The organism is Streptomyces qaidamensis (genome assembly GCF_001611795.1).
In the GTDB taxonomy this organism is placed as follows: domain Bacteria; phylum Actinomycetota; class Actinomycetes; order Streptomycetales; family Streptomycetaceae; genus Streptomyces; species Streptomyces qaidamensis.
Genome location: NZ_CP015098.1, coordinates 2,263,330 through 2,288,547 on the forward strand (window position 1 = coordinate 2,263,330; position 25,218 = coordinate 2,288,547).

A 25,218-nucleotide genomic window follows, 5' to 3' on the forward strand; every position below is an offset into this window, starting at 1 on the left:
CTCGCGCCGCCCGAGCCCTGCTCTCACATGGACGTGCCTGCTGGGTTGATCAGAGCTGGTTGCCGACGAAGACCGTAAGGTCCACGAGGCGGTTGGAGTAGCCCCACTCGTTGTCGTACCAGCCGATGACCTTCACGCTCTTGCCTTCCTGGACCATGGTCAGGGAGGAGTCGAAGGTGCAGGACGCCGGGGCGTTCACGATGTCGGAGGAGACGATCGGGTCCTCGGTGTACTCGAGGATGCCCTTGAGCTCGCCCTCCGCGGCCTTCTGGAAGGCGGCGTTGACCTCTTCCTTGGTGACCTCGCGGGACAGCTCCAGGACCAGGTCGGTGACCGAGCCGGTCGGGACCGGGACGCGCATGGCCATGCCGTCCAGCTTGCCCTTGAGCTGCGGCAGGACCAGCGCGGTGGCCTTGGCGGCACCCGTGGTGGTCGGAATGATGTTCTCGGCGGCGGCACGCGCGCGACGCAGGTCCTTGTGCGGGAAGTCCAGGATGCGCTGGTCGTTGGTGTACGCGTGCACCGTCGTCATCAGGCCCTTGACGATGCCGAAGTTCTCGTCCAGGACCTTCGCCATCGGCGCCACACAGTTGGTGGTGCAGGAGGCGTTCGAGATGACGTGGTGGTTCGCCGGGTCGTACGTGTCCTGGTTGACGCCCATCACGATGGTGACGTCCTCGTCCTTGGCCGGAGCCGAGATGAGGACCTTCTTCGCGCCACCGGCGATGTGCTTCTCGGCGTCCGCCTTCTTGGTGAAGATGCCGGTCGACTCGATGACGATGTCGACGCCCAGCTCACCCCACGGGATGTCGGCGGGGTTGCGCTCGGCGAGCACCTTGATGGTCTTGCCGTCGACCGTGATCGTGTCAGCGGTGTGCGTGACCTCCTGCTTGAGACGGCCCAGGATGGTGTCGTACTTCAGCAGGTGGGCGGTGGTGGCGGTGTCACCCAGGTCGTTGACAGCCACGATCTCGATGTCTGCACCCTGCTCCAGCAGCGCGCGGAAGTAGTTGCGACCGATACGACCGAAGCCGTTGATGCCTACGCGGATCGTCACGAACCGATCTCCTCGTTGGTACGCCGGCCATGCGATGCCGGCGAGCTCTGTTTGGGATGTCCCCGACCGCCTACGACCCTACCTCCCTGAAGCGGCGGTGGTGACATCCAGATGCCCCATACACGGCAGGGCGGCCCGTACCCGCCAGTAGGGGTACGGACCGCCCACGGCCGAGAGCGGAATCACTCGATTTCGCTACCGCACGAGTTCCCCGTTGACCAGGGATGTCACCCGTCCAGGGAAGCGAGCGCCTTCCGCATCAGTGCCGTCCGGTCGGCCGCCGCGGTGACGTGCTCCAGTCCGAAGCCGAGCAGCACGGTGTCGTCCGTGGTGACCGCGCCGTACGTCTGGAACAGGGCGCCGGTGCGTGCCCAGTCCTTGAGGACGGCCGGGCTGCCCTGGGGCGGTCCGGTGACCTTCCAGGCGCCGAGCGAGGTCTCGAAGCCCTCGGTCTCCTTCGCGGTGCCGCCGACGACGAGCGAGGCGTCGTCGGCGAGGACGCCGTGTCCGCCGCTGCCCGGGTCGGTGACGTAGCTGATCGAGACCTCGACCGTCTTGCCGGCGTAGGCGCTCAGGTCGAAGTTCACCTGCTGCCACCCGTTGGAGGTGCCGGTGAGGCTGTTCCAGGTGCCGGTGGTGCCGGTCGCGGTGCAGCCGTCGTCCGCCACGGTGAGGTAGTGCTTCAGCCAGGGGTGCTCGTTGACGTAGTACCCGGCCTGGCACTCCGCCGGAACGGCCGTTGTGGTGGCGCCGCCCGACTCGGGGAGGGTCGTCCAGTCGTCGGCGCCCGTGGTGCGGGCCTCGACGATGGCGTGGTCGTAGCCGGACTCGGTGTCCCAGAGGAGATGGGTGCGCAGGGTCGGCTTCTCGGCCGCAGTGGTGCCGGTGAGGTCCACGGTGCGGGTGAGGCGCTTGTAGGCGTCGTCGGTGTGGACGGCGGCGGCCATCGACGAGCCCGCGTACGGGCCGTACGGGTTGACCGTGCCGGCGAACTGCCCGGCGCCCTTGCTCGCGAACTGCGGGAACGCGTCGGTCCCCAGTTCGTCGGAGGTGACGCTGTAGGTGCCGGCCTTGTCCAGCGGGTTGCCGGGGGCCGCGCCCAGCGGGCTGCTGACGCCGCCCAGCTCGCCGGAGCCGGTGAAGCCGGTGGCCCCGGGGGTGGCGGTGCGGGTGTAGGCGCCCAGGTAGTACTGGCCGAAGTCGTTCGACAGCGCGCCGCCGAGATCGACGTTGCCGCCGGCCTGCTCACCGGCCTCGATCAGCCGGCCGCCCTCGTTGAGGAAGGCCCGCAGCTGCAGCTGGGTGGCGACACCCGGGACGTCCGCGCCCATGTAGTGGACGACGGTGTCGAAGTGGCTCAGCACACCGAGCGCGTCCGGCGCGCCCTGCTTGGCGACGTCCCAGACGACCGCCTTGCGGCCGCTCGCCTTGAGCGCGTCCACGTACGTCTGTGCCTGCGTGGCGGCAGCGCCCTCCTCGGCGACGACGAGGGTGTTCGCCCGGGGCCGTTCGGCGACGGTGTAGGTGAAGCGCTCGCTGGAGAGCTTCTTGCCGTTCCTCGCCTCGCCGGTGAACCACACCTCGACCTTGTCGCCCGGCTCGCCGTCCTTGACCTTCGCCCGGTACTCGTCGAAGTAGAGGTTGTCCTCACCGCCGTAGGTCTCGCCGCCCTTCCAGGGCTTGAGCGCCATGTCCTCGGTGCGGCCGCCGTTCACGCGGTACTTGAGTTCCTTGTCGCGTACGGACTTCCGTACGACGACGGAGACCTCCTGGTCGGCGCCGCGGGAGTACGACGTGCCGAACGCGGCCGGGGTGAAGTCGGCGGCGTTCAGGCCGACCGACGACGACGGCCGGTCGGGGCGCGCGGCGGACTCCGCGACGGAGAGCGCGAACGGGACGTTCTTGGCGTACTCCTGCTGGATCAGTTTCTCGTCGTCCGGGAAGGTGAAGACCGACTGGCAGTCGGACGCCTTCCACTGGTCGTTCGGGTCGAGGTCCGAGACGGTCTGGCAGGTCGACATCTCAGGGGTGAACATCGCCAGGCCGTTGACGTTCGCCGCGTGGCCGTCGGCCTCGCCGTTGGTGGTGTACAGCTCGGAGGAGAGCTGCGGGTGGTAGCCGGGGATCGCGGAGTTGTCGGGCGTACCGGCCAGCGCCTCGTAGACGACGTCGTCCGGGGTGTGCGTGGCCACCTGCCAGCCGACTCCGTAGAGGATGAGCTCGGCGGCGGAGTGGTAGTTGATGCCGTAGGTGAAACCGATCCGCTTCTGGAAGGCGTCCAGGGCCTTGGTCTCCGGCTCGGAGTTCGGACCCGCGCCGCGGTAGGTCTGGCTGGTGGGGTTGGGGGACGAGCCCTCGTCGTCGTAGCCCCACTTGTAGGCGAAGTTGCGGTTGAGGTCGACCCCGTCGCCGGTGGTGATGGTGCCGTCGCCGTTGACGTCCCGCAGGTTTTTGCGCCACTGGCGGTTGGCGGGGTCGGCGAAGGTGTAGTCGTAGCCGTCGGGGTTGGCCGAGAGCAGGAACCACAGTTCGGTGGAGTCGACGATCTTCTTGACGCGCCGGTCCTTCTTGTAGTTGTCCAGGTAGTGGTGCATCAGGCGCCGGGTCATCTCCGGCGTGATCCACTCGCGCGCGTGCTGGTTGGACATGTAGAGGACGGAGGGCTTGGAGCCGTCCTTCGTCTTCTTCGCGCCCTTGGTGAGCTTCAGCGCGAGGATGTCCTGGCCCTTGATCGTCTTGCCGATGGAGACGACCTTGGTGAGGCCCGGGTTCTCCTGCGCGGTCCGCAGGAGTTCCTCCCGCAGGCCGCCCTTGCCGCTGTACGGGCGGAACACGCCCTCGGCGGCGTCCTCGACGCGGGCCTCGGCCCGGGCGGAGACCTTGTGCTCGGTGAGGTCGACGCCCTGCCTCTCCAGCTTCTTCGCCTGCTGGTCCGTCAGATAGGCCTCGACGGTCGCGGTGCCCTTCTCGGGCACCCGCTCGCTCAGTTCGTGGCCGTCCTGGCCGGCGGCCAGCAGCAGGGGTACCTGCTTCTGGGTGACCTCGGCGCGGAACACCTTGACCTCGTCCGGGTCGGACGAGGTCGGAGGTACCGGTTGTGCCTGGGCGATGGGTGCGAAGCTCGCTCCGCCGATCAGGAGCGCGCCGACAGCGAGGATCGATCTCGCTCTTCGTCTCATGAACCCCCCTAGCGTGGGTCCGCCACAGCAGCGAACAGATGCCAGGCTCATGACAGACCATGATCGAGTCAAGGGTGCCTCAGCGACACGCGAAAGCCGGTGCCGGTCACCCAAGTGGGCTCCGGCACCGGCTTCCTGACGTTGTGTGGGATCAGCCCACCAGGTTGTCGGCAAGCTCCTCGCTGAGGTTGGCCTCCGTGCCCGGGATGCCGAGGTCGGAGGCCCTCTTGTCGGCCATGGCCAGCAGGCGGCGGATCCGGCCGGCGACCGCGTCCTTGGTCAGCGGCGGGTCGGCGAGCGCGCCCAGCTCCTCCAGGGAGGCCTGCTTGTGCTCCATGCGCAGCCGGCCTGCGGCAGCCAGGTGCTCGGGCACGTCGTCGGCGAGGATCTCCAGGGCGCGCTGCACCCGGGCGCCCGCGGCGACGGCCGCACGGGCCGACCGGCGCAGGTTGGCGTCGTCGAAGTTGGCGAGCCGGTTCGCCGTGGCACGCACCTCGCGGCGCATCCGGCGCTCCTCCCAGGCCAGCACCGACTCGTGCGCGCCGAGGCGGGTCAGCAGGGCGCCGATCGCGTCACCGTCCCGGACGACGACCCGGTCCACGCCGCGCACCTCGCGGGCCTTCGCGGCGATCGACAGCCGGCGGGCGGCGCCGACCAGGGCGAGCGCCGCCTCGGGGCCCGGGCAGGTGACCTCCAGGGAGGAGGAGCGGCCGGGCTCGGTGAGCGAGCCGTGCGCCAGGAACGCGCCACGCCAGGCGGCCTCGGCGTCGCAGGTGGCCCCCGAGACCACCTGCGGCGGCAGGCCGCGGATCGGGCGGCCCCGCCCGTCGACCAGGCCGGTCTGGCGCGCGAGCTGGTCGCCGCCCGCCACCACCCGCACGACGTAGCGCGAGCCGCGGCGCAGCCCGCCCGGTGCCATCACGATCAGTTCGGAGCTGTGGCCGAAGATCTCCAGGATGTCCCGCTTGAGGCGGCGGGCCGCCATCGCCGTGTCCAGCTCCGCCTCGATCACGATCCGACCGCTCACCAGGTGGAGGCCGCCGGCGAACCGCAGGATGGCGGAGACCTCCGCCTTTCTGCAGCAGGTCCGGGTGACGGGGAGCCGGGAGATCTCATCCTTCACCGCTGCCGTCATCGCCATGGGCCGATCCTTCCATGCATCCGAAAAATACGGTCGTACGCGGCGGCCAACAGCTCCGGGTCGTGCCTCGGGGTTCCGTCGGGTCTGGCCACCGGCGCCAGCTCGACCGCGGCCCCGAACCGCTTCGCGGCATCGGTCAGCAAGTCGCGGTCGGGCACGGCGGCCTCGTCGGCCAGCACCACGTCCAGGGCGAGTTTAGGGGCGTGTCGTCCCAAAACCTCCAAATGACGCTGCGGGGAGAAGCCGTCGGTTTCTCCGGGCTGCGGCGCGAGGTTCAGGGAGAGTACCCGGCGGGCCTTCGTCTGGCTGAGCGCGTCCAGCAGCTCGGGCACGAGCAGGTGCGGGATGACCGAGGAGAACCAGGAGCCGGGGCCGAGCACCACCCAGTCGGCGTCCAGCACGGCCTCGACCGCCTCGGGCACCGCCGGCGGGTCGTTCGGCACGAGGTGCACGGACTGCACCTCGCCCGGAGTGAGGGCGACGGTCGCCTGTCCGCGGACCGTGTCGACCTCCTCCGGGCGCGCCGGGTCGTGGCCCTTGACCAGCGCCTGGAGCTCCAGCGGCACGGCGGACATCGGCAGCACGCGGCCCTGGGCGCCCAGCAGCCGCCCGACCAGGTCGAGGGCCTGCACGTGGTCGCCGAGCTGCTCCCACAGGGCGACGATCAGCAGATTGCCGACCGCGTGTTCGTGCAGGTCGCCCTGCGACTGGAAGCGGTGCTGGATGACCCGGGCCCAGGTCTGGCCCCAGTCGTCGTCACCGCACAGCGCGGCCAGCGCCTTGCGCAGGTCACCGGGCGGCAGCACGCCGAGCTCGTCGCGCAGGCGCCCGCTGGAGCCGCCGTCGTCGGCCACGGTGACGACGGCGGTGAGGTCGCCGGTGATCCGGCGCAGCGCGGCGAGCGAGGCGGACAGGCCCATGCCGCCGCCGAGGGCGACGACCTTGGGCTGGGTCCCCCGGCGGCGCGGCTTGCCGCCCCGGGCCTCGGCGGGCCGGCCGCCCTTTCCGCCGTTGCCCTCGGGCACCACCCGGCGCAGCCGGCTCAGCCGCGGTGTACGTGGTGTCATTCGCGTCCCATGTCCCGGTGTACGACCACCGTCTCCACGCTCTCGGCGGCGAGCCGGGCGGCGAGCTTCTCCGACATGGCGACCGAGCGGTGCTTTCCGCCCGTGCAGCCCACGGCGATGGTCACGTAGCGCTTGCCCTCGCGGCGGTAGCCGGTGGCGACGAGCTGGAGGAGCTCCGTGTAGCGGTCGAGGAACTCCTTGGCGCCGGGCTGGTTGAAGACGTACCCGGAGACCTCGTCGTTGAGGCCGGTGTACGGGCGCAGCTCCGGGACCCAGTGCGGGTTCGGCAGGAAGCGGCAGTCGACGACCAGGTCGGCGTCGACGGGGAGGCCGTACTTGTAGCCGAACGACATGACCGTGGCCCGCAGCTCCGGCTCCTCCTCGCCGGCGAACTGGGCGTCCATCTTGGCGCGCAGCTCGTGCACGTTGAGGCTGGAGGTGTCGATCACCAGGTCGGCGTCGCCGCGCAGCTCGCGCAGCAGCTCGCGTTCGGCGGCGATGCCGTCGACGATGCGGCCGTCGCCCTGCAGGGGGTGCGGCCGGCGCACCGACTCGAAGCGGCGCACCAGGGCCTCGTCGGAGGACTCCAGGAAGACGATCCGCCGCGTGACGTTCTTCGCCTCCAGGTCGGCGAGGGACTCGCGGAGGTTGTCGAAGAAGCGGCGGCCGCGGACGTCGACGACGACGGCGATCCGCGCCACGTTGCCCTGGGAACGGGCGCCGAGCTCCACCATGGTGGGGATCAACGCGGGCGGCAGGTTGTCGACGACGAACCAGCCGAGGTCCTCCAGACACTTCGCCGCCGTAGAACGCCCGGCTCCGGACATGCCGGAGATGATCACCAGCTCGGGGATGGCCGCGTCCGGGACCGGGGTCTTCTCGTTGGGCGTGCCCGTACTCACCTGTGCTCCGTCTCCGGCGTGCTCTGTGCGGCTGTCGTGCTCGTTCACATTCATGTCTCCTGCCCCCGTCGTTCGTCCGGGGCTCCCGTCGTCACGGGTTCCCCACTGGAACCCATGGTGCCGGGTTCCTCCTCCATGATCTCTCCAGTCGCCGTGTTGACGGCGGGTGCGGCCGGGGCCGAGCGGGCGAGGGCCACCGCGATCGTCTCGGCCGTCTTGCGGCCTATGCCGGGGACCTCGCAGATCTGGTCGATGGTGGCGGATCGCAGTTTCTTCAACGAACCGAAGTGCTTCAGAAGTGCCTGCTTGCGGGTGTCCCCGAGGCCGGGGACGTCGTCCAAGGGGCTGGAGCGGAAGCGCTTGGACCGCTTGGTGCGCTGGTAGCTGATCGCGAACCTGTGGGCCTCGTCACGGACGCGCTGGAGAAGGTACAGGCCTTCGCTGGTGCGGGGCAGGACCACCGGGTCGTCGTCGCCGGGCAGCCAGACCTCCTCCAAGCGCTTGGCGAGGCCGCACACGGCGATGTCGTCGATGCCGAGCTCGTCCATGGCGCGCCGGGCGGCCGCGACCTGCGGGGCGCCGCCGTCGACGACCACGAGCTGAGGCGGGTAGGCGAACTTCTTGGGGCGGCCGTCGTCCTCGGTGAGGCCGGTCCCGACGATCTCGCCGTTTCTGTCGATCTCAGTGGTCTCGGCGTTCTCTCCCTCGGTCCACTCGCCCGTCTTCTCCTTCTCGGCGAGATAGCGCCGGAAGCGGCGGGTGATCACCTCGTGCATCGAGCGGACGTCGTCCTGGCCGGCGAAGCCCTTGATCTGGAAGCGGCGGTACTCGCTCTTGCGGACGAGCCCGTCCTCGAAGACGACCATGGAGGCCACCACGTCGTCGCCCTGGAGGTGGGAGATGTCGTAGCACTCGATCCGGAGCGGGGCACTGTCCAGGTCGAGCGCGTCGGCGATCTCCTCCAGGGCGCGCGAGCGCGTGGTCAGGTCGGAGGCGCGCTTGGTCTTGTGCAGCACGAGCGCCTGCTGGGCGTTGCGCTGCACGGTCTCCATGAGGGCCTTCTTGTCGCCGCGCTGCGGGATGCGCAGGGAGACGCCCGAGCCGCGCCGCCCGGCCAGCCACTCCTGGACGGGGTCCACGGGGTCGGGCAGGGCCGGGACCAGGACCTCCTTGGGGACGGCGTCGCCCGTCTCCTCCCCGTAGAGCTGCTGCAGGGCGTGCTCGACGAGGGCCCCGGTGGTGATCTCCTCCACCTTGTCGGTGACCCAGCCGCGCTGGCCGCGGACGCGCCCGCCGCGCACGTGGAAGATCTGGACGGCCGCCTCCAGCTCGTCCTCCGCGACCGCGATCAGGTCGGCGTCGGTCGCGTCGGCGAGCACGACCGCGTTCTTCTCCATGGCCTTCTTCAGGGCGCCGATGTCGTCGCGCAGCCGGGCCGCCCGCTCGTACTCCATCTCGTCGGCCGCTTGTGCCATCTGCTTCTCCAGGCGGCGGATGTACGTGTTCGTCCGGCCGGTCATGAAGTCGCAGAACTCGTCGGCCAGTTCGCGGTGCTCCTCGGCGGAGACCCGGTCGACGCAGGGCGCCGAGCACTTGCCGATGTAGCCGAGGAGACAGGGGCGGCCGGTGCGGGCGGCGTTCTTGAAGACGCCGGCCGAGCAGGTGCGCACGGGGAAGACGCGCAGCAGCAGGTCGACCGTGTCACGGATCGCCCACGCGTGCGCGTACGGCCCGAAGTAGCGGACGCCCTTCTTCTTGTGACCGCGCATCACCTGAACGCGCGGATACTCCTCGTTCATCGTCACCGCGAGGTACGGGTAGCTCTTGTCGTCGCGGTACTTGACATTGAACCGCGGGTCGTACTCCTTGATCCACGAGTACTCCAGCTGGAGCGCCTCGACCTCCGTGGACACGACCGTCCACTCCACGGAGGCTGCCGTGGTGACCATGGAGCGGGTACGCGGGTGCAGGCCCGCCAGGTCCTGGAAGTAGTTCGCCAGGCGCTGGCGCAGGCTTTTCGCCTTTCCGACGTAGATCACCCGGCGGTGCTCGTCACGGAACCTGTAGACCCCCGGCGAGTCGGGGATCTCACCCGGTTTGGGGCGGTAGCTGGAGGGGTCGGCCATGTCTCACACCCTACTGGCGAGCACCGACAGTCCGGCGCGGCCACCGGACACGATCAAGGCCTCGGCGGGTGGGCAGTTTCCAACGGCATGTCCCGCCCCGGGGTTACGCCCCCCCGGGAGCGGGAATGGGGCTCACCCACGGGACACGGCGACGTCCGGCGGGCGGAGTCCGTCCCGGTGCAGGCACAGGTTGTCGGTGCGGACCGTCGTTCCCGGTGCGGAGCGGGCGGGCCACGGGTCGGAGGGCTGCGCACATGAAGCAGATGCGGATCGAGAAAACCCGGCGGGCGGTCCGTGCCCGCAGGTACACGGACGAGCCGTTGGCGCTGCGCGACGCCCTGGACCCGCGCGATCCCGACATCGCACGCGCCAAGCGCCTGGCTCTGAGGGAACAGGGCGGAAGCGACCGCTCCTAGAAGCACACCTCGACTGCGGACGCCCGGGGCGCACGCCCCGGGCGTCCGCATGTCCGGACGGCATGGGCGGGTGTGCGTACGTCACTGTCCGGCATCAGGTGTTGTCGGGACCAGGTCAACACGCTTCAATGCGGGGGAACTCGGGGCCCTGAACGACGGCGTACGCGTGTGAGGACCTGCCCCGCGCCGGCGGGACGGCACCCGGGCGGCCCGTGCGAACGGTCTGACCAGCCGTCGCCGACTCTCAGAGAGGTCCCTGCATGCCGTACGCCCCACAGCACGCGGACGTCGCCACCGCGGAACTGGACTCGGCCCTGCGAGGCGGCCCCTTCCACGTCGCCCTGCGGGCCGCGATCGCAGCCCGCGGGCTGCCGCTGCAGCGCGTGCAGCATCATCTGTCCCGCCACGGGGTGAAGGTCGGCGTCACGAGCCTGAGTTACTGGCAGCAGGGGGCCAGACGTCCGCAGCGCCCCGAGTCGCTGCGGGCCGTACGCGCGCTGGAGGAGATCCTGGAGCTTCCCGAGGAGTCCCTGATCCGGCTGCTCGCCGACTCCGGACAGGGCCCGTCCGGGCTGCGGCCCGCCGCCCGCTCCTACCGCTCCCTCGTCGAGGCCTCCGGTGTGCTGGACCAGCTGCTGGCCGAGCTGGACTGCCCGCCGGACGGGGGTCTGCACACCCTCGGCCACCACGAACGGCTCCGGATCGGTGCGCGGCGCGAGCTGGCGGAGCGCGAGTCGCACCACATCGTGCGCGCCCACCGGGACGGCATCGACCGCTTCGTGGCCGTCCACCACGGCGACCGGGGAGCGGAGCCAGAGCGCATGCGGGTGCACGCGCTGGAGAACTGCCGTACCGGACGCGTCCGTTGGCACCGCGACACGGGAGTGCTCGCCGCCGAGCTGCTCTTCGACACCCGGCTGCGGGCCGGGGACACCTTCCTGTTCCGCTACGGCGTCGAGGACGGCACGGCGGATGCGTCACACGAGTACGTGCGCGGCTTCGACTCCCCCGGCGGCCAGTACGCCCTCCAGGTGTGCTTCGACGCTGCGGCCCTGCCGGTGCGCTGCCACCGCTTCGCCCAGCACTCGGCGGCGGCGCCCCGCAGCGGATGCCAGGACCTGGCGCTGAGCGGCCGGCACCGGTCGGTCCATCTGGTCGAGCCCCGGGTGCGGGCCGGGTTCCTGGGGATCGGCTGGGACTGGGAGTAGCGGAACGGGCCCGGAGTGACCTCTGTCTTTGCCGCCCGGTAGCACGTAAGCGATTGCGCAAACGTTTACGTCCGGCGGTTTGTGCGATACCTTCCCCGCCGGAAGCGGAGGAGGGAACACTCATGGCGACCATGGCCGACGTCGCGCGGAGCGCCGGTGTCTCCGTGGCGACGGTCTCGCACGTGCTCAACGGCACCCGGCCGGTGCTGCCGCACACCCGCCAGGCGGTCCTGGACGCCGTGGAGGAGCTCGGCTACACCACGAACACACTGGCCCGTTCCCTGGTGACGGCCCGCACCCGGTCCATCGGGCTGGCGGTCTCGGCGATCAGCAACCCGTACTTCACGGAGATCCTCCAGGGCGTCGAGGCCGCCGCGCTGGAGGCCGGCTACAGCCTGCTGATCGCCGATCCGCACGACGACCCGGACCACGAGCGCAAGGTCGTCCAGCTGCTGCACGAGCGCCGGGTGGACGGCCTGATCGTCGCGCCCTCGGCCGATCCGCGCGGGCTGCTCGCCTATCTGGGGCGGCACGACGTACCGGCCGTGTTCCTGGACCGGCTGGTGGACGGGCCCACGACCGACGGCGGTCCGCGCTTCGACCAGGTGTGCGCCGACAACGCCGAACCGACGTCCCGGCTGGTCACCCATCTCGCCGGGCTCGGTCACCGCCGGATCGGTCTGGTGGCGGGGCGCCCGGGGCTCAGCACCACGAGCGAGCGGATCTCCGGCTACCGCAGCGGTCTCGCGTTCGCGGGGCTGGCGTACGACGGGCGGCTGCTGGTGTACGGCGATTCGGAGTCCGCCGGTGCCGAGCAGGCCACCGAGGCCCTGCTGTCCCTGGGCGTGCCGCCCACCGCGCTGGTCACCGGCAACAACGCCATGACCATCGGGGTGCTGCGTGCCCTGGGCGCGCGCGGCCTGTCCGTGCCGGACGACATCGCTCTGTGCTGCTTCGACGACTTCGCCTGGGCGGATCTGTTCTCGCCCCGTCTCACCGCGATCGCGCAGCCCGGCAGGGACATCGGCGCCCGGGCCGTCCACGTGCTCCTGGAGCGTCTCGCCGAGCCGGACCGGCCCGCCCGGACCGTGCGCCTGCCCTGCGCCTTCGTCCACCGCACGTCGTGCGGCTGCCCCAGCCCGTCCGAGGAAGGAACCCCGTCGTGATCGTCGTCGCCGGTGAAGCCCTGATCGACCTGGTACCGCGGGGCACGGGTGCCCTGGCGGCCCTGCAGCCGGCGCTCGGCGGCGGCCCGTTCAACACGGCCGTGGCGCTGGGCCGCCTCGGCTCCCCCGCCGCCTTCTGCTCCCGGGTGTCGTCCGACGCCTTCGGAGAGGCACTGCTGGACCGGCTGCGCACAACCGGGGTCGGCGTGTCCTCGGTGCAGCGGGGCACCGAGCCGACGACCCTCGCCGTCGCCACGGTCGGAGCGGACGGCTCGGCGGCGTACTCCTTCTACGTCGACGGGACGGCGGACCGGCTGTTCGAAGCGCCCGCCGCGCTGCCCTCCGGCACCCGCGCGGTGTCCTTCGGCACCTGCTCGCTGGTGCTGGAGCCGGGGGCGAGCGCGTACGAGGAACTGATGCGCCGGGCAGCCGCGCAGGGCGTGTTCACGGCGCTGGACCCGAACATCAGGGCCGGACTGATCCCCGACGCGGACGCCTACCGGGCGCGGTTCAAGAGCTGGCTGCCGTCGGTGTCGCTGCTGAAGCTGTCCGCGGAGGACGCCGAGTGGCTCGGCGGCACGCCCGGGGAGTGGCTGACGGCCGGTCCGGCGGCGGTGGTGATCACCCGGGGCGGCGAGGGGCTGACCGCCTACACCGCTGACGGCGGCGAGTACGCGGTGCCGGGCGAACGCGTGCAGGTCGTGGACACGATCGGCGCGGGCGACACGGTCAACGCGGCCCTGCTGCACGGGCTCGCCGAACGCGACGCCCTCAGCGCCCGGGCGCTGGCCGGACTGGGCCCCGACGGCTGGACCGAACTGCTGGGCTTCGCGGCCCGCGCGGCGGCGATCACCTGCTCGCGGGCCGGGGCGGAGCCGCCGTACGCGCACGAGCTGAAGGGCTGACGCCGGGCGGCCCTTCCGGCGACTGGAGGGGCGGGTGGCCTTCAGCCGGTCTCCCCCATCGCCACCGCCCGCAGGGCGCCGGGGCGGCGGCCGTTGAGCCGGTCCAGGGCGGCGGCCGTGGCGTCGTCCGCGGGCAGGTGGATGACGAGCCGCTGCCCCTCGTCGGGGAGCGCGAGCGTCTCCTGCAGCAACCGCAGGGAACCGGCCTCCGGGTGCTCGATGTGCTGGGAGCCCGTCCGCCGCGGCGCCATGGTCAGATCGGCGAACCGGTCGGTGAAGTCCGCGCCCGCCGTCACGGTCAGCTCGTCGGCCAGCTCGGCGAGGTACGGGTCCCTCAGGGGGACGCCGTGCCGGAGCCGGGCGACGAGGTCGTCGGCCACCCGGTCCCAGTCGCGGTAAGCGCTGCGCGCCCGCTCGTCGGTGAACAGGTACCGGAGCAGGTTGGGCCGCTCGTCGTCCAGCATGCCGAGGGGGCGGGCCAGCCGTTCGTACCCGGCCGTGTGGGCGAGGACGTCACCGATCCAGTTGATCACCAGTGCGGGAGTCGGCTCCAGGCGGTCCAGCACGGCCCGTACGGTGGGGCGCGCCGCGCGGCTGAGTGACGGGGCCGCCGCACAGACCAGGGGGTCGCCGCCGTCCGCCTCCTTGGTCAGGCGGCGCAGCAGCATCCGGTCGGTGAGGGAGAGGTTCAGGGCGTCGGCCAGGGCACCGAGCACCTGGGCGGACGGATTGCGGTCGCGGCCCTGTTCCAGCCGGGTGAGGTACTCGACGCTGACGCCGGCGAGCGTGGCCAGTTCGGCACGTCGCAGGCCCGGGGTACGGCGCCGGGGGCCTGTGGGCAGGCCCGCCTCGGCCGGGGTGACGGCTTCGCGCCAGGTGCGCAGGAACGTGCCCAACTCGTTGTCGCTCACCCGAACGAACGTACAGCGCCCCGGGGCGCGGAGGGTGGCCCCCTCACTACCAGGCTCCGGCCGGTCTCCCTTCGGGGCCGTGCGGCCCTCAGGGTGGAGGGCATGACGAATGACACCGCCATCACCGCCCTGCCGCTGGCCTCCGGTCAGTGGGCCCTCGACCCGTTCCACTCCTCCGTGAACTTCACCATCCGGCATCTGGGCATCGCCAAGGTGCGGGGGCGCTTCGAGCGGCTGGAGGCCGAACTGTTCGTCGGTGAGCGGATCGAGGACGTGCGGGTCTCCGCGACCGTCGACCTGGCTTCGGTCAACACCGGCAACGCCGACCGGGACGCGCATGTGCGAGCCTCCGACCTGCTGAACGTGGAGGAGCGCCCCACGATGACGTACCGCTCGACGAGAGTGTCGGGTGGTGGTGAGGACTGGACCATGGAGGGCGAGCTGACCATCGGCGACGTGACCCGCCCGGTGTCGCTCGCCGTGGAGTTCGGCGGGTTGGTCGACGTGCCCATGGACGGCAGCCGGCACGCCGGGTTCGAGGCGACGGGCGAGATCCGGCGAGGCGACTTCGGGCTGGACTTCGCCCCCGGCCTGCTCGGCGAAGTGGTCAAGATCCAGCTCGACATGCAGTTCGTGGAGCCGAAGAGCGCCTGACCGCGCGCCGAACGCGCCGTGCCCCACAGGACGTTGCCTGTGGGGCACGGCGCGTGGAGCGGAAGACCTCAGCCCTTGCTGGTCCGGGTCGTCTTCTTCGCGGCGGCCTTGGTGGTCTTGGCCCCGGTCTTCTTGGCGGCCGTCTTCTTGGCGGCCGTGCTGTTGACCGTCTTGGTGGCGGTCGTGCGGGTCGATGCCGTCCTGGCCGCGACCGTCTTGGCCGCCGCCGTCCTGCGGGTGGTCGTCTTGCGCGGGGCCTTCACCGAGGACGCGTCGCTGATGCGGTCGGCGCCGAGGATCTCGCGCAGGAACTTGCCGGTGTGGCTGGCCGGGACCCCGGCCACCTGCTCGGGCGTGCCCTCGGCGACGACCAGACCGCCGCCGGCGCCGCCTTCGGGGCCCATGTCGACGATCCAGTCGGCGGTCTTGATCACGTCGAGGTTGTGCTCGATGACGATGACCGTGTTGCCCTTGTCGACCAGTCCGGACAGCACCGTCAGCAGCTTGCTGATGTCCTCGAAGTGCAGACCGGTGGTCGGCTCGTCCAGGACGTAGACCGTGCGGCCGGTGGAGCGCTTCTGCAGTTCGCTGGCGAGCTTCACGCGCTGTGCCTCGCCGCCGGACAGGGTGGTCGCGGCCTGGCCGAGCCGGACGTAGCCGAGGCCGACGTCCTTCAGCGTGTTGAGGTGCCGGGCGATCGCGGGGACCGCCTCGAAGAACGCCGTGGCCTCCTCGATCGGCATGTTCAGGACCTCGGCGATGGACTTGCCCTTGTAGTGGACCTCCAGGGTCTCCCGGTTGTACCGGGCACCGTGGCAGACCTCGCACGGGACGTAGACGTCCGGGAGGAAGTTCATCTCGATCTTGATGGTGCCGTCGCCCGCGCAGTTCTCGCAGCGGCCGCCCTTGACGTTGAAGGAGAAGCGGCCGGGCATGTAGCCGCGGACCTTCGCCTCGGTGGTCTCGGCGAACAGCTTGCGGATGTGGTCGAAGACGCCTGTGTACGTGGCCGGGTTGGAGCGCGGGGTGCGGCCGATGGGCGACTGGTCCACGTGTACGACCTTGTCGACGAGGTCGTCGCCGTCCACGCGCGTGTGCCGGCCGGGCACGCTCCGCGCCCCGTTCAGCTCGCGGGCCAGGTGCGTGTACAGGATGTCGTTGACCAGCGTCGACTTTCCGGAGCCGGAGACGCCGGTGACGGCCGTGAACACGCCCAGGGGGAACGAGACGTCGACGTCCTGGAGGTTGTTCTCCCGGGCACCGTGCACCGTGAGCTGCCGGGAAGGGTCCAGCGGGCGGCGGATCTCGGGCAGCGGGATGGCCTTCTTGCCGGACAGGTACTGACCGGTCTGCGACTCGGCGTTGGCGAGCAGCTCCTTCAGGGAGCCGCTGTGCACGACCTTGCCGCCGTGCTCACCAGCGCCGGGGCCGATGTCGACGATCCAGTCGGCCATCTTGATCGTGTCCTCGTCGTGCTCGACGACGATGAGCGTGTTGCCCATGTCGCGCAGCCGGACCAGGGTCTCGATCAGCCGGTGGTTGTCGCGCTGGTGCAGACCGATGGACGGCTCGTCGAGGACGTACAGGACGCCGACGAGGCCGGAGCCGATCTGGGTGGCCAGGCGGATGCGCTGGGCCTCGCCGCCGGACAGGGTGCCGGCCGCGCGGTTCAGCGAGAGGTAGTCCAGGCCGACGTCGACCAGGAACCGAAGCCGCTCGTTGACCTCCTTGAGTACCCGTTCGGCGATCTTCTTGTCGCGGGCGGTGAGCTTCAGCTCGCCCAGGAAGTCCGCGCAGTCGCTGATCGACATCGCGGAGACCTCGGCGATGGACTTGCCCATGACCGTGACGGCGAGGACGACCGGCTTCAGGCGCGTGCCCTGACAGGTCGGGCAGGGCACCTCGCGCATGTAGCCCTCGAAGCGCTCGCGGCTGGAGTCGCTCTCGGCCTCGCTGTGCCGGCGCTTGACGAAGGGGACGGCGCCCTCGAAGGCCGTGGTGTAGCGACGCTCGCGCCCGTAGCGGTTGCGGTAGCGGACCTCGACCTGGGTCTTGTGGCCGTGGAGCAGGGCCTTCTTGGCGCGCTGCGGCAGGCCGGCGAAGGGGATGTCCGTGCGGAAGCCCAGCGCGTCGGCGAGGGCGCCGATGAGACGGCCGAAGTAGTCCTTGGTGTGGCCGTGCGACCAGGGGTGGATGGCGCCCTCGTCGAGGCTCTTGTCCGGGTCCGGGACGATCAGCTCCGGGTCGACCTCCATGCGCGTGCCGATGCCGGTGCAGTCCGGGCAGGCGCCGAAGGGCGAGTTGAAGGAGAAGGAGCGGGGCTCCAGCTCCTCGAAGGACAGGTCGTCGTACGGGCAGTAGAGGTGCTCCGAGTACATGCGCTCACGCTCGGGGTCGTCCTCGGGGAGGTCGACGAAGTCGAGCACGACCATGCCGCCGGACAGGCCGAGGGCGGTCTCCACGGAGTCGGTGAGGCGGCGCTTGGCGCCGTCCTTGACCGTGAGGCGGTCGACGACCACCTCGATGGTGTGCTTCTCCTGCTTCTTCAGCGTGGGCGGGTTCGACAGCTGGATCGTCTCGCCGTCGACGCGCGCGCGGGAGTAGCCCTTGGTCTGGAGGTCGGAGAAGAGATCGACGAACTCGCCCTTGCGCTCGCGCACCAGCGGCGACAGCACCTGGAAGCGGCTGCCCTCCGGCAGCTCCAGGACCCTGTCGACGATGGCCTGCGGCGACTGGCGCGAGATCGGGCGGCTGCACTCGGGGCAGTGCGGCTTGCCGATGCGCGCGAAGAGCAGACGCAGGTAGTCGTAGACCTCGGTGATCGTGCCGACCGTGGAGCGCGGGTTGCGCGAGGTCGACTTCTGGTCGATGGAGACGGCCGGGGAGAGGCCCTCGATGAAGTCGACGTCCGGCTTGTCCATCTGGCCGAGGAACTGCCGGGCGTACGAGGAGAGGGACTCCACGTAGCGCCGCTGCCCCTCCGCGAAGATGGTGTCGAAGGCCAGCGAGGACTTGCCCGACCCCGACAGGCCCGTGAAGACGATGAGCGAGTCGCGCGGGAGGTCGAGCGAGACGTTCTTGAGGTTGTGCTCGCGCGCTCCACGAACGATGAGACGGTCGGCCACGCCGGTCCGCACCTTTCTTGAGAGAAGTGACAGGGGCGGGGCCCCCGTCTTTCTCAGACTAGGGGGAGCCACTGACAACGCCGGTCGGATTCACGGGTTGCCAACAAACCCCGGCTCTCCAGCATGCCCGACGCCACGTCCGACCATATAGCACGTGCTTTCGATTTCCGGCACTGCTTCACCACCTTCACCCGAAGGAGTGGCGGAGTTAGGGTCAGCACCATGATTGATCACGCTCATGACCTGGCGTCTGTACGGGACGCGACGGAGCGGCTGCTGACCGCAGTCGGCAAACTGGACAACGCGTCTGTGACGCAGCCGTCACGGCTGCCCGGCTGGAGCCGTGGCCATGTCCTGGCCCACCTGGCGCGCAACGCGGACGCCCTTGTGAACGTGCTCGAAGGGCGTCCCATGTACGTCTCCGGCGAGGCCCGGGACACCGACATCGAGCGGGACGCCCCCCGCCCCCTCGACGTCCAGCTCGCCGACCTTCGTGAGAGTGCGGCCCGTTTCGAGGAGGCCGGGGCCGCTCCCGCGGACTGGTCGCGCACGGTGGAGCTGCGCAACGGGGTCACGGACTCCGCTTCCCGGGTGCCGTTCCGGCGGTGGGTGGAGGTGGAGCTGCACCACGTGGACCTGGGGATCGGATACGAGCTGGAGGACCTGCCGGCGGAGTTCACCGAGCGGGAGATCGACTTCCTGGCCGACCGGTTCGCCGGACACCCCGACGTACCGGCCACCCGCGTCACGGACGGCACGCGCGCGTGGAGCACCGGACGGAAGGCCGGCGGGCAGGGGCCCGAGGTGACGGTCACGGGTCCCCCGGCCGACCTGCTGGGCTGGCTCGCGGGCCGCCGCGACGGATCGGCGCTGACCTCGGCAGGCGGCCCGCTTCCGGCGCTGCCGCCGCTATAGGCTGGCTGACATGACGTACAGCGGAGAGGTGACGGTCGGCGGACCGGCCGATGTGCACGAGCTCAAGGACCTGATGATCACCAAGATCGCGGTGGGTCCGATGAACAACAACGCCTATCTGCTGCGCTGCCGGGCCACGGACGAGCAGTTGCTGATCGACGCCGCGAACGAGGCGGACACGCTGCTCGGCATGATCGGTGGCGACGGCATCGCGTCCGTCGTCACCACCCACCGGCACGGCGACCACTGGCAGGCGCTCGCCGAGGTGGTGGAGGCCACGGGCGCCCGCACCTACGCGGGCCGGGAGGACGTCGAGGGCATCCCCGTACGGACCGACGTGCCGGTCGACGACGGCGACAGCATCCGGGTGGGGCACGTGGAACTCACCGCGCGCCACCTGGTCGGGCACACGCCGGGTTCGATCGCCCTCGTCTACGACGACCCGCACGGGCATCCCCATGTGTTCACCGGGGACTGCCTGTTCCGGGGGGGTCCTGGCCGGACAACACGTCCGGAAGAGTTCAACTCCCTGATGGACGGCCTGGAGACCAAGCTCTTCGACGTCCTGCCCGACGAGACGTGGATCTACCCCGGCCACGGCAACGACACCACCCTCGGCACTGAGCGGCCCCACCTCGCGGAGTGGCGCGCACGAGGCTGGTAACCGTCCGACACGTCCGCCCCCCGTTTCGAAACCGAAGCGGGGACAGACGCGCGTGCAGGCCCTTCGGCGCTCGGAGAGCGCCATGCCCCACGGATGGTGGTGTCCAGAGCTCCCCCACCGATGTCGGAAGCAGTGACCAGGGTTACCGCTATAGATCGTCATCGGGTTGACCTGTACAGGTCCTCCTGCCTTGGCGGCCGTCCGGCCACGGTCGGTCACCTCGGGCCACCCGTCGGAAGGCTCACGGGACCAGGGGAGGCGCTCCTGGGCCGCGTGGATCTCGGCGTACAGCTCGGCCGCCCGGCGCTGCGCGTCCCGGAGCTTCTGGGGGAAGTCGAGGAGGTCGAACGGCTTCTCCTCGGCGAGGGCCTGCTCGGAGGAAGGGGTGGTGGCGCTGGCTCCGACCACCGCTCCCGCGGCGAGTTCCTCGCGTTGACGGGGGGGGGTGACCAGACGAGAGCGGCGCGGTGCTCCGACGTACGACTGGGAGCCGGGTGTGCGCTCCGGCTACCTGCCCCGGGCTACTTGCCCCCCATGCCTCGCCAGGCAGCCCCAACGCGCTGGGATGCGAGGGCTTGTCAGCAGTGGTGATGGGTTGCGCGCGCGGGAGGTGCCGCCCCAAGGCTGCTGGCCATGTCGCACGGCGGCGAGGACTGGGGGAGGGGCAGGGTGGGGGCAGCTTGGGTCACGCCAGCGGATCTACGGGGCGCACTCGCTCAGGAGGCGTTCCACGTGAGGCTCACCTTCAACTGGGCGGACGCGCCGGCCGCTGAGACGAACGCACCCGCCTGGGCGCTCAGCTCGACGCCGAACTCCACCACGAGCACATCTGGTTTGTGCACGAATTCCTCCACTTGTGTGGCCACGCTTCGGCTCACCGTACGGATGACACCCATCGCCGACTCGAATGTTCCCTCGGCCCGCGCCATCACGGCGGATGCCGAGGCTCCGCGGGTGACAACAGGGCTTTCTGCTTGCTGGTCAGAAACTCTGACCAGCACCGTACCGCCATCCTGTAGCACGAACTCTGCAAGGGTCATAGAATCGTGATAGCACGAACTGCCATGGCTAGCCACTTAGTTGACCGTTCTCCCATTTGCCGGCCTTGCGGCATGTGGTCGGAGCAGGGTCGGCGGGAGCGTGACATGCGGGGCGGGGTAAGTCACCCGAGGAGCGGAACCATGCCACTCGCGATAGAAATCCTACTCGTCATTGTCGGCATACTCCTTCTGACGCTTGCGCTGATCGGCAGCGGAATCTCCCGGCGCCTGATGACTATACCCAGAATGCATAAATGGCCCCGTATGGTCATAGCCGTCCTCGGCGTCGTGATGATCGTCGGCGGAGGATGGCTGTTGATGACCTCTAACGAGAAGGATGGTCCCTCCTATGCGGACCTCAAAGATCACATACCCAGTACGTTGACGAGCTGGATGACGTGCGAGAAGCACAGTGAGGCACCCGAGGGAGCAGTCGAGGCGAAGTGCACGTCGAGCGACGGCGCGCAAACCGTCTATTACTCGCTTTTCCCGGACGTCAACTCCATGCAGGCGTTTTACGCGAAGAGCGTCACCTTGGAAGAACTTACCGAATCCGAGTGCAGCAGTATGGAGGATTTTCAAACGGGCGGCAAGTATTCGTATGGCAACGACGAATACCCCGTGCTGGGCGACGCGGCGTGCCAGGTAGGCACCGACGAAAGTCTTTGGATGACCTACACGGACCGGCGATTCGACATCGTCGTGGAGGCAAACCACGCAAAGCGAGAAGATGTTTCCGGATTCAACGACTGGTTGAGTGACACACGACCTGTGGGGTCCGCAAACTCCACACCCGCGACACCCACCCAAACCGCAGCACAGCAGTGATCGCGTGCCACGGAAGAGAAGGCTGTCATGGCTGAGGAGTTCGACTTCGTGGTTCAGATGAGCGAGGCACCCGGCGGGTACGAGATCGAGGTGTCCTCATCAGCCGGCGAGGACCGGGAAGTCGTCAGTCTTAGAACCGACGATCTGCTGAGTAGAATTCCCGATCTGCAGGCCGCGATTCTGGGATCGTCCGTTCACTCCCGGGGAGCCGGCAGCGAACTCGAGGAGCCGGTTCTGCAGATCGGTAACGCTTTGTTTGATTCAGTCTTCCGGGACTCCATCAAAGGGCTTTACATCTCCAGCAAGCAGAAAGCGGAAGAGCAGGACCACGTGCTGCGTATCGTTCTTCGGGTGCGGTCGCCAGAACTTGCCGCCCTCCCGTGGGAACTTCTTCACGACTCGAAGCTCGGCGGCTACCTGTGCCTGGATCACCCCATCGTGCGCTACGTCGACATCCTGAAACCGGTCGCACCGCTTCGCGTGTCGCCGCCGCTCCGTGTGCTCGGAATGATAGCTCTCCCCGGTTCTCTGTCGAGCCTGGACACCGAGACCGAGAAAGAGAATCTGCACGCCGCATTGAAGCCACTAATCGACGAGAGGATGGTGCGGCTCGAATGGGTTCCGGGAAACACGAAAAGCGACTTGTACAGCGCTCTACTGCGCGGCGGATGCCATGTTCTGCATTTCATCGGTCATGGGAGATTCGATGAGCATCGGCGTCAGGGCACAATTATTTTCGTCGACGAGAGAGGGCGGGAGGACCCGTTGCATGCGGGAGCACTCGGTTCTCTCATCAGCGTCGGTCAACCACGCCCACGCCTGGTCGTACTCAACAGTTGCCAGACGGGAACGTCCAACGCTCAGGACCTCTTCTCCAGTACAGCAGCCCAGCTGGAGCACGCTGTCCCGGCAGTGGTGGCCATGCAGTTCGCCGTGACCGACACGGCGGCCGTGCTGTTCTCGCGCGCGTTTTACCAGGCCCTCGCGGCGAATCGCCCCGTCGACGAGGCGGTGCGAACCGGTCGTATCGCGTTGCGGGTCCACAAGGACGACAGCCTGGAGTGCTTCACACCGGTTCTGTACCAGCGCGCCGGCGACGCCCGGCTCTTCGACCTCACTGCGCGAACACCCCCGCCTCCCCCGGCGCCCGAGACGACCGAGCCTCCGCCGGAGCGCGGAAAGCACGGCGTGGATACGGGGCCGGAGACAGAGCCGGACAGGAGTCGGGCCGAGACCGGCTCCGGCCCGGTAAAGGCCACCGACATTCCGGTCCTGCCGGTGATCGACACGGACCACTGGGTCGTAAGCATGGCCGTGCATCCCCGGGGGCGCCTGCTCGCCACGGGTGCCCGCCGACTCGTGCGCCTGTGGGACGCGACCACCGGTCAGGCGGAATGGGAGCGCCGGATCCCGGGCTGGAGCACGATGGCGAATGCCGTCTGCTTCAGCCCCGACGGCGGCCTCTTGGCCGTCGGCAGTTCCGACAACACGGCACGTGTGTGGGACCTCGCGACCGGTCAGGTCTCACTGGAACTCGCGCACCGACATTTCGTGAACGCCGTCGACTTCGACGCCGGCACCCGCCGTCTGGCCACAGGCGACTCCGATTCCTTGGCTTGTCTTTGGGATCTCCGTACGGGCAGCAAAATGCTGACCCTGCGGCACGGTCGGGCAGTCAGGGACGTCAGGTTCAGCCCGGACGGGACATTGCTGCTCACCGCCAGCGAGGATCGGCACGCGTACGTCTGGGACACGGCGACCGGCGAACAGCGGGCGCGGATCCCGCACGAAAGCTACGTCCTCGGCGCCGCCTTCTCTCCCGATGGGCGACGGATTGCCACCTGCAGCGAGGACCGAACCGCCCAGATACGGGACACCAGGACCTGGGATCCTCTCTTCCACGTCGAGCACCGGAGCGGTTTGCGTGCAGTGGCCTTCAGCCCCGACGGCGCCCTGATCGCCACGGGCAGCGAGGACGGCGCGGTACACGTATGGAGCGCGACCACAGGCAAGCATGTGCTGCACATCAAGCACAAACGCTCGGTCAACGTCGTGGCGTTCTACCCCGACGGCCGGCACCTGGCGAGCGGCGGTGAGGACAAGAACGTGCGGAGTACGCGGATCTCCACTCAGGGAGCCGGGTGACTGTCAGTCCCTCGAGGCCGGTGAGGCGCGGCCGCGTAGTGACCAGGTGGCGACGGCGCGGCGCCCGGGGCCGCCCAGGTGGCCCCGGGCGCCGGGCGTCCGTGGGTCAGTGGACCTCGCGTGCGTACAGTGCGACGGTGATCCGGTCGATCAGCGGCGCGTAGCGCGAGCGGAGCAGGACGCCGGGGAACGTGTCCGAGGCGTAGGTGGTGCCATCGAAGTTCGGCAGTTCCTCGGAGCGGAAGCCGATCGTGTCCCTTCCCTTCTTCAGCCAAACCGGGACGGCGAGCTCCCAGAAGTTGTTCTCGTGGAAGCGGTGCGGGAAGCCGACGCGCCGCGCCGCCGTTGACGCTGATGTCGGCGTGGCGGGCAAGCGTCGGGGTTGTAGTGCGTGGCCTCGGACTGTTCGGGGTTGGAGTAGCGGATGCTCAGCGCCTACAGACCGGCCCGCTCAGCCGTCACGGTGTTGCCGTTGCCGGGGTCCCGCCGATGCCCGTGATCGCCGTGCCATCGGTGGCGAGGGACAGCGGGGCGAGCGTGGTCGAACCGGCGAGCATTGCGTCCCCGGCTTCGTAGGTGAGCGCCGGCAGCGTGCCCTCGGTCGGTGTAACCGTGAGGCGGTCGAGGAGGGTCGTGGCCGGGCAACCGGCACGGTCACCTTGTTGACGCCGCCGGAGAGGGAGACCGCCGCACGGCTCCGGTCCTTGGCCAGGCACAGCACGTCGTGGCCGTTGGCGGCAAGCTGGGCACCGCTGCCGCCAAGCGTGTCGACCTCAGGGTGGCCTCGCGGTCGGTCGGTGAGTAGACCCAGAACGTCGCGCTCGGGTCGGCTGTAGCGGGGGGGGTGGCGGGGCCGTACGGCACAGGACACGTCCGCCGTGGCGGCGCAAGTGCCAGCTCGTCGCACCGGGCCTCCTCCTTCGGGGTGTACCGGCGCAGGCGCCGGGCTCCTCGACGTCCCGCACGGCGACTGCGCCGGGCGATGGAACGGCTGGCGTCCTTCGCGGCGCTCAGGGCCAGGGCCCGGCCGCACGAGGCCACGCAACGCTTGTAGCGGCGTCCAGTGTTGTACCGGCTGGCGGTGCCGTGGGCGGGCCGTCCTGCGCCCTTGCCCTTCCCTCCGGCCTTCCCGCCCTTGTTGCCCTTGTCCTTCGGGCCGGTCGGGGTGCAGCCGCCCTTGGTGGCCTTGCCCTTGCCGCCGCTCTTGCCGGGGCCCTTGGTGCCCTTGCCGGTCGGCTTCGGCCCGGAGCCCTTGCCCTTGGGGGCTTGCCGCCGCCGTTGCCCTTCCCCGGCGGCGTGGGCAACACCCACGATGACCCGAAGGCGTTCGCCAGTCTCCTCCACGACGTCGAGACCAAGATCTTCGACGCGCTCCCGGACGAGACCTGGGTCTACCCCGGGCACGGCAACGACACGAGCCTGGGCGCGGAACGCCCGCACCTGCCGGAGTGGCACGCGCGCGGGTGGTGAGGCCGCGTTGAGCACCGTCGCCTTGAGCGGCGAGCACCGTCACCTTGAGCGGCGAGCGCCGTCGCGTGAGCGGTGAGCGCCGTCGCGTGAGCGGTGAGCGCCGTCGCGTGAGCGGTGAGCCGCGCACGCGCCCCGTGTGAATCGTTCGCACACGCCGGTGTCGCACGCGCGCTCCCCTCGAAGCTAGTTGCGCAGTCAACTGATAGCAGCCCCGCGCAGGATGACGGCTCCTGGGCGGATGGGCCGCCGGCCTGTCGATCCCCGCCCTCGGTCGGCGGCCCCGGCACATGCCAACACGG

19 protein-coding genes and 1 pseudogene are annotated in these 25,218 nt (G+C 69.8%); 10 read left to right on the forward strand and 10 right to left on the reverse strand.

The genetic code is table 11. The annotated features are described in order from the left end of the window. Window positions 1-49: 49 nt before the first annotated feature. The 6 genes from gap to uvrC form a co-directional block, all read right to left on the reverse strand. Complete coding sequence (gap, locus tag A4E84_RS09920; RefSeq protein WP_062926194.1) at window positions 50-1,057, reverse strand: type I glyceraldehyde-3-phosphate dehydrogenase; 1,008 nt, start codon at window positions 1,055-1,057, stop codon at window positions 50-52. A gap of 227 nt (window positions 1,058-1,284) precedes the next feature. Continuing rightward, a complete protein-coding gene (locus A4E84_RS09925; RefSeq protein ID WP_062926195.1) occupies window positions 1,285-4,236 on the reverse strand; it encodes a M14 family metallopeptidase in 2,952 nt (983 codons plus the stop codon). Window positions 4,237-4,387: 151 nt separating this feature from the next. Then, window positions 4,388-5,377 (reverse strand): DNA-binding protein WhiA, encoded by a 990-nt coding sequence (gene whiA, locus A4E84_RS09930; protein WP_062926196.1) that lies wholly within the window; start codon window positions 5,375-5,377, stop codon window positions 4,388-4,390. After that, window positions 5,368-6,444: a gluconeogenesis factor YvcK family protein gene (locus A4E84_RS09935; protein ID WP_062926197.1), complete on the reverse strand. Its 1,077-nt coding sequence runs from the start codon at window positions 6,442-6,444 to the stop codon at window positions 5,368-5,370. The genes whiA and A4E84_RS09935 overlap by 10 nt, the downstream gene beginning before the upstream one ends. Then, entirely contained in the window at window positions 6,441-7,400 is a 960-nt protein-coding gene (gene rapZ / locus A4E84_RS09940; RefSeq protein ID WP_062926198.1) for an RNase adapter RapZ, read from the reverse strand. The genes A4E84_RS09935 and rapZ overlap by 4 nt, the downstream gene beginning before the upstream one ends. Further along, window positions 7,397-9,472 carry an excinuclease ABC subunit UvrC gene (gene uvrC, locus A4E84_RS09945; protein ID WP_062926199.1) on the reverse strand — a complete coding sequence of 692 codons (2,076 nt, stop codon included), beginning with the start codon at window positions 9,470-9,472 and terminating at the stop codon, window positions 7,397-7,399. The genes rapZ and uvrC overlap by 4 nt, the downstream gene beginning before the upstream one ends. Window positions 9,473-9,726: 254 nt before the next feature. Here uvrC and A4E84_RS43360 point away from each other — a divergent pair, with 254 nt between their 5' ends. The 4 genes from A4E84_RS43360 to A4E84_RS09960 all read left to right on the forward strand — a co-directional run bounded on the left by A4E84_RS43360 (window position 9,727) and on the right by A4E84_RS09960 (window position 13,167). Beyond that, window positions 9,727-9,888, forward strand: coding sequence for a hypothetical protein (locus A4E84_RS43360; protein ID WP_167455403.1), 162 nt, complete (start codon window positions 9,727-9,729; stop codon window positions 9,886-9,888). Between the two features lie 260 nt (window positions 9,889-10,148). Then, window positions 10,149-11,096 (forward strand): hypothetical protein, encoded by a 948-nt coding sequence (locus A4E84_RS09950; protein WP_062926200.1) that lies wholly within the window; start codon window positions 10,149-10,151, stop codon window positions 11,094-11,096. A gap of 122 nt (window positions 11,097-11,218) precedes the next feature. Further along, window positions 11,219-12,262 carry a LacI family DNA-binding transcriptional regulator gene (locus tag A4E84_RS09955; protein WP_062926201.1) on the forward strand — a complete coding sequence of 348 codons (1,044 nt, stop codon included), beginning with the start codon at window positions 11,219-11,221 and terminating at the stop codon, window positions 12,260-12,262. Beyond that, complete coding sequence (locus A4E84_RS09960; protein WP_062926202.1) at window positions 12,259-13,167, forward strand: carbohydrate kinase family protein; 909 nt, start codon at window positions 12,259-12,261, stop codon at window positions 13,165-13,167. The genes A4E84_RS09955 and A4E84_RS09960 overlap by 4 nt, the downstream gene beginning before the upstream one ends. A gap of 41 nt (window positions 13,168-13,208) precedes the next feature. Here the strand turns inward: A4E84_RS09960 and A4E84_RS09965 are convergent, their stop codons facing one another. After that, window positions 13,209-14,078, reverse strand: a complete 870-nt coding sequence (locus A4E84_RS09965; protein ID WP_062926203.1) for a helix-turn-helix domain-containing protein — start codon at window positions 14,076-14,078, stop codon at window positions 13,209-13,211. 102 nt (window positions 14,079-14,180) lie between these two features. On the opposite strand from A4E84_RS09965, the gene A4E84_RS09970 reads away from it, so the two are divergent. Continuing rightward, window positions 14,181-14,732, forward strand: coding sequence for a YceI family protein (locus A4E84_RS09970; RefSeq protein WP_062926204.1), 552 nt, complete (start codon window positions 14,181-14,183; stop codon window positions 14,730-14,732). A gap of 68 nt (window positions 14,733-14,800) precedes the next feature. Here the strand turns inward: A4E84_RS09970 and uvrA are convergent, their stop codons facing one another. Then, window positions 14,801-17,857: an excinuclease ABC subunit UvrA gene (gene uvrA / locus A4E84_RS09975; protein ID WP_062926205.1), complete on the reverse strand. Its 3,057-nt coding sequence runs from the start codon at window positions 17,855-17,857 to the stop codon at window positions 14,801-14,803. A 222-nt stretch (window positions 17,858-18,079) separates the two neighbouring features. On the opposite strand from uvrA, the gene A4E84_RS09980 reads away from it, so the two are divergent. Both A4E84_RS09980 and A4E84_RS09985 read left to right on the forward strand, forming a co-directional pair. Further along, on the forward strand, window positions 18,080-18,772 hold the full coding sequence (locus tag A4E84_RS09980) for a maleylpyruvate isomerase family mycothiol-dependent enzyme (protein WP_062926206.1): 693 nt from the start codon (window positions 18,080-18,082) through the stop codon (window positions 18,770-18,772). A 10-nt stretch (window positions 18,773-18,782) separates the two neighbouring features. Continuing rightward, entirely contained in the window at window positions 18,783-19,436 is a 654-nt protein-coding gene (locus A4E84_RS09985) for an MBL fold metallo-hydrolase (RefSeq protein ID WP_062926207.1), read from the forward strand. A gap of 716 nt (window positions 19,437-20,152) precedes the next feature. On the opposite strand, the gene A4E84_RS09990 is transcribed toward A4E84_RS09985, so the two are convergent. Continuing rightward, window positions 20,153-20,476 carry a CU044_2847 family protein gene (locus A4E84_RS09990; RefSeq protein ID WP_063827493.1) on the reverse strand — a complete coding sequence of 108 codons (324 nt, stop codon included), beginning with the start codon at window positions 20,474-20,476 and terminating at the stop codon, window positions 20,153-20,155. 141 nt (window positions 20,477-20,617) lie between these two features. On the opposite strand from A4E84_RS09990, the gene A4E84_RS09995 reads away from it, so the two are divergent. Then, window positions 20,618-21,304, forward strand: a complete 687-nt coding sequence (locus tag A4E84_RS09995; RefSeq protein WP_062926209.1) for a hypothetical protein — start codon at window positions 20,618-20,620, stop codon at window positions 21,302-21,304. Between the two features lie 27 nt (window positions 21,305-21,331). Then, a complete protein-coding gene (locus tag A4E84_RS10000; RefSeq protein WP_062926210.1) occupies window positions 21,332-23,449 on the forward strand; it encodes a CHAT domain-containing WD40 repeat protein in 2,118 nt (705 codons plus the stop codon). Between the two features lie 106 nt (window positions 23,450-23,555). On the opposite strand, the gene A4E84_RS45470 is transcribed toward A4E84_RS10000, so the two are convergent. After that, window positions 23,556-23,822 (reverse strand): carbohydrate-binding protein, encoded by a 267-nt coding sequence (locus A4E84_RS45470; RefSeq protein ID WP_062926211.1) that lies wholly within the window; start codon window positions 23,820-23,822, stop codon window positions 23,556-23,558. Between the two features lie 911 nt (window positions 23,823-24,733). Between A4E84_RS45470 and A4E84_RS10010 the strand changes: the two are divergent. Then, a pseudogene (locus A4E84_RS10010) lies at window positions 24,734-24,919 on the forward strand (MBL fold metallo-hydrolase); the annotation flags it as partial. Window positions 24,920-25,218 lie beyond the last annotated feature (299 nt).

What these genes read in the sequence shown, in the direction of transcription:
- A4E84_RS09950 (WP_062926200.1), top strand. Translation starts at nt 10,149, where the DNA reads ATGCCGTACGCCCCACAGCACGCGGACGTCGCCACCGCGGAACTGGAC.
- A4E84_RS09990 (WP_063827493.1), bottom strand. Translation starts at nt 20,476, where the DNA reads ATGACCCTTGCAGAGTTCGTGCTACAGGATGGCGGTACGGTGCTGGTC.
- whiA (WP_062926196.1), bottom strand. Translation starts at nt 5,377, where the DNA reads ATGGCGATGACGGCAGCGGTGAAGGATGAGATCTCCCGGCTCCCCGTC.
- A4E84_RS09985 (WP_062926207.1), top strand. Translation starts at nt 18,783, where the DNA reads ATGACGTACAGCGGAGAGGTGACGGTCGGCGGACCGGCCGATGTGCAC.
- A4E84_RS09980 (WP_062926206.1), top strand. Translation starts at nt 18,080, where the DNA reads ATGATTGATCACGCTCATGACCTGGCGTCTGTACGGGACGCGACGGAG.
- A4E84_RS09970 (WP_062926204.1), top strand. Translation starts at nt 14,181, where the DNA reads ATGACGAATGACACCGCCATCACCGCCCTGCCGCTGGCCTCCGGTCAG.
- rapZ (WP_062926198.1), bottom strand. Translation starts at nt 7,400, where the DNA reads ATGAATGTGAACGAGCACGACAGCCGCACAGAGCACGCCGGAGACGGA.
- A4E84_RS09935 (WP_062926197.1), bottom strand. Translation starts at nt 6,444, where the DNA reads ATGACACCACGTACACCGCGGCTGAGCCGGCTGCGCCGGGTGGTGCCC.
- A4E84_RS10000 (WP_062926210.1), top strand. Translation starts at nt 21,332, where the DNA reads ATGGCTGAGGAGTTCGACTTCGTGGTTCAGATGAGCGAGGCACCCGGC.
- uvrC (WP_062926199.1), bottom strand. Translation starts at nt 9,472, where the DNA reads ATGGCCGACCCCTCCAGCTACCGCCCCAAACCGGGTGAGATCCCCGAC.
- A4E84_RS09925 (WP_062926195.1), bottom strand. Translation starts at nt 4,236, where the DNA reads ATGAGACGAAGAGCGAGATCGATCCTCGCTGTCGGCGCGCTCCTGATC.
- A4E84_RS43360 (WP_167455403.1), top strand. Translation starts at nt 9,727, where the DNA reads ATGAAGCAGATGCGGATCGAGAAAACCCGGCGGGCGGTCCGTGCCCGC.
- A4E84_RS09995 (WP_062926209.1), top strand. Translation starts at nt 20,618, where the DNA reads ATGCCACTCGCGATAGAAATCCTACTCGTCATTGTCGGCATACTCCTT.
- A4E84_RS09955 (WP_062926201.1), top strand. Translation starts at nt 11,219, where the DNA reads ATGGCGACCATGGCCGACGTCGCGCGGAGCGCCGGTGTCTCCGTGGCG.